This is a genomic window from Kitasatospora sp. NE20-6, assembly GCF_045862635.1.
Map to the genome: position 1 here is coordinate 1 of NZ_BPRL01000127.1, position 5,928 is coordinate 5,928.

General features: G+C 73.9%; 5 protein-coding genes. All 5 read left to right on the forward strand.

Annotation, left to right across the window (positions count from 1 at the left end; translation table 11 throughout):
* Positions 1 to 302 precede the first annotated feature (302 nt).
* Positions 303 to 1,427 carry a zinc-binding alcohol dehydrogenase family protein gene (locus SNE206_RS39560; RefSeq protein ID WP_407918440.1) on the forward strand — a complete coding sequence of 375 codons (1,125 nt, stop codon included), beginning with the start codon at positions 303 to 305 and terminating at the stop codon, positions 1,425 to 1,427.
* Positions 1,424 to 3,061 (forward strand): bifunctional 3-(3-hydroxy-phenyl)propionate/3-hydroxycinnamic acid hydroxylase, encoded by a 1,638-nt coding sequence (locus tag SNE206_RS39565; protein WP_407918441.1) that lies wholly within the window; start codon positions 1,424 to 1,426, stop codon positions 3,059 to 3,061. The genes SNE206_RS39560 and SNE206_RS39565 overlap by 4 nt, the downstream gene beginning before the upstream one ends.
* A complete protein-coding gene (locus SNE206_RS39570) occupies positions 3,058 to 4,200 on the forward strand; it encodes a DUF3500 domain-containing protein (RefSeq protein ID WP_407918442.1) in 1,143 nt (380 codons plus the stop codon). Before SNE206_RS39565 ends, SNE206_RS39570 begins: the two co-directional genes overlap by 4 nt.
* Before the next feature lie 125 nt (positions 4,201 to 4,325).
* Positions 4,326 to 5,159: a fumarylacetoacetate hydrolase family protein gene (locus tag SNE206_RS39575; protein WP_407918443.1), complete on the forward strand. Its 834-nt coding sequence runs from the start codon at positions 4,326 to 4,328 to the stop codon at positions 5,157 to 5,159.
* Positions 5,160 to 5,550: 391 nt separating this feature from the next.
* Positions 5,551 to 5,928 (forward strand): GntR family transcriptional regulator (locus tag SNE206_RS39580; protein ID WP_407918444.1); only part of this gene is annotated, 378 nt, incomplete at its 3' end.

The following is a 5,928-nucleotide window of genomic DNA, read 5'->3' on the forward strand; positions in this document are numbered from 1 at the left end:
ACGAGGAAGTCCCCTTCGGCGACCACGACATCGTGCTGCTGCGCATCCACGGCCTCAGTGCGGCCCCGGACACCTCCCCGCTCGTCTTCCACGCCAGCCGCTTCCGCAGCCTGGCCGGCATCTGAGCAGAGGGGCGGGCCGGTGTCCCAGGACGACCGCCGACCGCTCACCGCCGTCCCGCAGGCCCGTCGACGACGTCACCCCCGGCAAGGCGCCGCGCCGGGCGTCCGGTGGTCAGGACCGGCGACGTCAGTGCCCCGACCTTGAAAGTAGAGATCATGCTGCGTGAAGGAACATCCGACGTGCACGACGGGATCCAGGCGGCGATCGTCGACGCTCCCGGCGCCGAGCCGCGGCTGGGCCCGGTGGTGCTGCCGCCGCGGACGCCCGGCACCACGCTCGTGTCCGTGGTCGCGGCGCCGCTGAACCCGCTGGACCTGGTCATCGCCTCCGGGACGTTCCATTCGGCCCGTCACGAGGACCCCTACGTGCCGGGCAGCGAGTGCGTGGGCGTGGTGCTCGAATCCGACCGCCACGCGCCCGGCTCCTGGGTCTACGCCGAGTGCCACGCCTCGCCGGACACCCCGGGCGCCCTCGCCGCACGGGTGCTCGTCGACGACGACGACCTGCTGCCCCTGCCCGAGGGCCTCGACCCCGTGCTGGCCGCGGCGGTCGGCAACTCCGGCACGGCGGCGTTCATGCCGCTGGTCGAGGTCGCCGCCCTGCGTCCGGGGGAGACGGTGCTGGTGCTGGGAGCCACCGGTGCGGTCGGACGGTTCGCGATCCAGGTGGCGCGCGGGCACGGGGCCGGCCGGGTGGTCGGCGTCGCCCGCGACCGCGCGGCACTGGAAGGCCTGCTCGCCCTGGGCGCGGACGCCGTCGTCGACCTGCGTGCCGACGAGGGCGCCGAGGAGCTGGCGGCCCGTCTGCTGGAGGCGGCCGGGCCGGTGGACGTCGTCCTCGACGGTGTGTACGGGGTGCCGCTGGAGGCGGCGCTGCAGGTGTGCGCGCCGCGGGCGCGGGTGGTCAACATCGGCAACCCGGCCGGCGCGACCGCGCGGATTCCGGCCGGGCTGCTGCGCGGCAGGCAGCTCACCCTGTCCGGCTTCGCGGGCCTGCACACCCCGCTGCGGGACAAGCGGGCGGCGCTGACCTGGCTGTGGAGCGCCCTGGCCCGCGACGAGCTGCAGGTCGGGGTCCGGACCTTCCCGCTCGACGAACTTCCTTCGGCGTGGCGCGCACAGGCCGCCTCGCCGCACGCCAAGTGCGTGGTCCTGCCCGAAGGCGCAGACCGTCCACGTCCCACCCCGATCCGACGGGAGCACACGACCGTGACCCACACCCCCGCACCGCCCGACCCCGGGGCGACCGCCGACGGGTCGGCCACCGCTGCGGACACCTCCGGCGCGGGGGAGCAGGACGCATGACGACGCGACCGGATCCCGGCCCCGCCGCCGCTCCCCGGCCGGCGGTCGACTGCCTGGTCGTCGGCGGCGGCCCTGTCGGGCTGCTGACCGCCGTCCTCCTCGGGCAGGCCGGCCTGCAGGTGTCCGTCGTGGAGCGCCAGCCGCAGCGGTACCCGCTGCCGCGGGCGTGCACCATCGACCACGAGGCGCTCCGCATCCTCCAGGCCGCGGGCCTGATGGCCGAGCACGCCGACCTGTTCGAGCCCTCCCAGGGCGAGCGGGGCGGGTACGAGTTCCGCAACGGCGAGGGCGAACTCCTGCGGGCCATCGACTGGAACAGGCCCGCCGAGTCGGGATGGGCGAACACCAACGGCTTCTACCAGCCCGACCTGGAGGCCGTCCTGGAGGACCTGGCGGTCTCGACGCCGGGCGTGGAGGTCCACCGCGGATGGACCTTCCTGGAGCTGGACCAGGACCAGGAGGGCGTGTCCGTCCGGATCGCGCCCACCGGCCGTCCGGCCGAGACCGTGCAGGTCCGGTCGAGGTGGCTGGTCGGCGCGGACGGGGCCAACAGTCCCGTCCGCTCCCGGCTGGGCATCGGCGTCGGCGACTCGGGGTTCGAGGCCGACTGGCTGGTGGTGGACTACCAGCCGCTGGTCGAGGAGGACTGGAGCGCCTTCGTCACCCAGTACTGCGACCCGGCGCAGCCGGCGACCGCGGTCAACAGCGGCCCGGGGCGGCGGCGGTTCGAGTTCATGCGCCGGGCGGACACGACCGTCGAGGAGCTCGGCCTGGACAGCACGGCCTGGCGGCTCATGGAGCCCTGGGGCGTGACACCGGAGACGGCCCGGCTGGAGCGGCACGCCGTCTACACGTTCCGCGGGCGGTGGGCGCACACCTGGCGTGAGGGGAACGTCTTCCTGGCGGGTGACGCGGCCCATCTCATGCCTCCCTTCCTCGGGCAGGGGCTGTGCGCGGGCCTGCGGGACGCCCGGGCGCTGACCTGGCGGCTGGGCCTGGTGCACGGCGGGCTCGCGTCGCCGTCCGTGCTCGACACGTACGGGCCGGAACGCGCCGGACACGTCCGGGAGATCATCGACGAGGCGGTGGCCGCCGGCCGGGTCATCTGCGAGCTCGACCCCGCGCGGGCGGCCGTCCGGGACGCCGGGATGAAGCGGCGTTCGGCCGATCCCGGCGCCGCCACCCAGGAACCGCCGCACCCCCGGCTGGGCGAGCCGTCGCTGACGCTCCCGAGCCGGGGCGCCGACGGGCGGCTGGCCCCGCAGGGACGCGTCCGGGCCGGCGACCGGGAGGGCCTGTTCGACGACGTCGTCGGCGGCGGCTGGCAGCTGATCAGCCGTACCGGGGATCCCGCCGCACTGCTGGGCGACGAGGACCTGTCCTGGTTCCGGCGGATAGGCGGCGTGATCGCCGACGTGTCCGGCGGGGGCTCCGTCCGGGACCTCGACGGTGCCTACGGGCGCTGGTTCACCGAGCACGGGTGCGAGGCGTTCCTCGCCCGGCCGGACTGCTACGTGTTCGCCGCCGGCGGGCACACCGACATCCCCCGCTTCGTCTCCCACCTGCGCCAGGCCCTCCGGCCGACCGCACAGGACCGGGCCCTTTCACGAGTGAACCAAGGAGGAACGTCATGACGGCGACGCCGCACCCCCACGCGCACGGTGAGCTCCCGGAGGCGCACCGGCCGCGCCGGGCAGGTTCGTTCGACGCGACGCTGATCACGTTCGCGGCGATGGCGCTGTTCGACGCCCTGACCGCCGACCAGCGCGCACGGGTGCTGCTGCCCCACACGGACCCCGGCCGGACGCACTGGAACTTCCTGCCCGAGTCCGGGCGGCACGGCCTCCCGCTCGGAGAGCTCGACCGCCACCAGGAGGTCCTGGCGCACCGGCTGATCGCCGAGTCGATGTCGATCCCGGCGTACGCCCGGGTGGTCCAGGTGATGGCCAACGAGCACGTGCTCCGCGAGCTCAACCAGCCGCTGTTCGGTCACGTCGCGGCGGCCTTCCGCGACGCCCGCGGCTACTTCCTCAGCTTCTTCGGCCAGCCGCAGCCGGACAGCACGTGGGGCTGGCGGCTGGTCGGCCACCACCTGTCGGTCAACGTCACCGTCGTCGACGGCGACCTGGTCAACGCCACCCCGTTCCTGCTCGGCGCCGAACCCGCCCGCTTCGGCCCCTTCCGGATCCTCGGCGAGGAGGAGGACGCGGCGTTCGTCCTGCTGGACAGCCTCACCGGCGCCCAGCAGAAGGAGGCGGTCATCCACTCCAGGCCGCCGGCGGACTTCGTCACCCGCACCGTCGAGACCGTCGGCGAGGTCGAGCACCCCGCCTACCACGGCGTGGGCCGCCGCGACGCGATGATCACCGACGAGGACCGCAAGGCCCTGGCGTACTTCCGCGCCCACCCGCGCGGCATCCGCGCCGGCGACCTCTCGGCCGTCCAGCGCAGCCACTTCGACGACCTGCTCGCCCGGTTCGTCGAGCGGGCCCGTCCCGGCCTGGTCGGCTTCGAGATGGACCGCATCGCGGCCGCCGGCGGGGTCGAGGGCCTGCACTTCGCCTGGGCCGGCGGCACGTCGATCGAACTGCCGCACTACTTCCGGATCCAGGGCCCGGTCACCCTCGTCGAGTTCGACAACGCCGAGGACGACGCCAACCACGTGCACAGCGTCTGGCGCGACCCCTCCAACGACTTCGGCGCCGACCTGTTGATGCGGCACCACCTCGAACACGACCACACCGGCCCGCACGCCGCGGACGACATCATCTGACAGGCGCGACCGCCTGTGCCGGACCAGCCATCGACGTAAGAAGAGGTCCCGGGGCGAGCCCCGGGACCGGAAAGGGACACCCAGTGAAAATTGTGGGCGTCAGGCGATCACGCACCGACTCCACCGTGGAGGTCGCGGCCCTGTCCGACCGAGGCGACGAAGTCACCGTCATCGCCTCACTCGCGGACTTCTGGGCCGACCCGGCGGGGCATCTCTCCAGGCCGCCCGCCGGCCCGACGCTCTCCACCGCCTCGGTCGAGCGGGTTCCCCCCGTGCTCCCCGACGCGCGCGTCTTCTGCATCGGTCTCAACTACTCGGACCACGCCGCGGAAGGCAGTTTCCGCGACCAGGAACTGCCGCCGTACCCGACGCTGTTCGCCCGGTGGACCCAGTCCCTGACCGTGGACGGGGCCGAGGTCCCCGTGCCCTCCAACGAGGACGGACTGGACTGGGAGGGCGAGGTCGTCGCCTGGGTCGGCGCCCCGCTCGTCGACGCCACCCCCGAGGAAGCACTGGCCTCCGTCCTCGGCTACTCCGCCTTCAACGACCTGACCTCGCGCCGGGCGCAGAAGCTGACCTCCCAGTGGACCCTGGGCAAGAACGGGGACCGCTCCGGCCCGATCGGCCCGATCGTTCCCGCGGCGGAGGTCGGCGACCTGAAGCAGGGCCTCCGGCTCCGGACCCGCGTCAACGGCGAGACCGTGCAGGACGCCCGCACCGACCGGATGATCTACCCGGTGGGGGAGACCCTCTCCCTGATCTCCCACACCCTGACGCTGCGGCCCGGCGACCTCCTCGCGACCGGCACACCGGCGGGAGTCGGCTACGCCCGCACGCCCCCGCGGCTGCTGCAGCCGGGCGACACGGTCGAGGTCGAGGTGGAACGCCTGGGCACGGTGCGCAACGCCGTGGTGGGCAACGACCGCCGGTCGGAGACCGCCGCCGGCGTCCGGCACTGACGGTCGGACGCAGATCGTCGGGCACCGACCGTCGGGCACCGGCCGTCCGACGGGGATCGCGCCCAGCTGCTCCCAAGGCCGTAGGCCGTGCACCACGACCCGGGACTCCTCGTCCCGGGTCGTGGTGCACCCGGTCCCTGCCTCCCGAGAAATGTCAACACTTCGCCGCCGCCCCGAAGGGGTCGGGTCGTCCTCCCCTGCCTGGGGTGGGCGTTCCGGGCCGGGACGCGGCCCCGGTCGGGTCGGGGCCGTCCCGGAAGTGTCGGCAGGTTCGGGGTCGGCGTCGGATACGGTGGTGCGTGCAGCCCGTCCGTGCGGTCCTGCGGACCGCCGGAACGCCCTGTGGGAAAACGTGAAAGGCCGACATGCGATGACAGCACAGTCAGCTGGGGTGACGGACAGGACCGCCCACCCCGACGAGGTGAGCCGGGCTCACCACGCGCTGCGGCGCGCGATCATGCACGGCGAGCTGCGTGCCGGCGATCCGCTGTCGCAGGTCGAACTCGCCCGGCAGCTCGGGGTGAGCCGCGGCCCCCTGCGGGAGGCGCTCAGGATCCTGCAGCGCGAGGGCTTCGTCCAGCAGGAGTCCCAGCACCGTGCCCGGGTGACGGCCTTCAGTGACGAGGACCTCGACGAGCTGTACGCCATGCGGATCGGCCTGGAGTCGCTCGCGGTCGGGATCGCCGTGCCGCGGATGACCGGGGAGCACCTCCGGCGGCTCGACCAGCTGCTGGAGGAGATGGACGAGAAGGCGCGCACCGGGGACGTC

Bases quoted from the DNA above. Each gene is read 5' to 3' on its own strand.
- SNE206_RS39565 (WP_407918441.1), top strand. From the start codon at position 1,424: ATGACGACGCGACCGGATCCCGGCCCCGCCGCCGCTCCCCGGCCGGCG.
- SNE206_RS39570 (WP_407918442.1), top strand. From the start codon at position 3,058: ATGACGGCGACGCCGCACCCCCACGCGCACGGTGAGCTCCCGGAGGCG.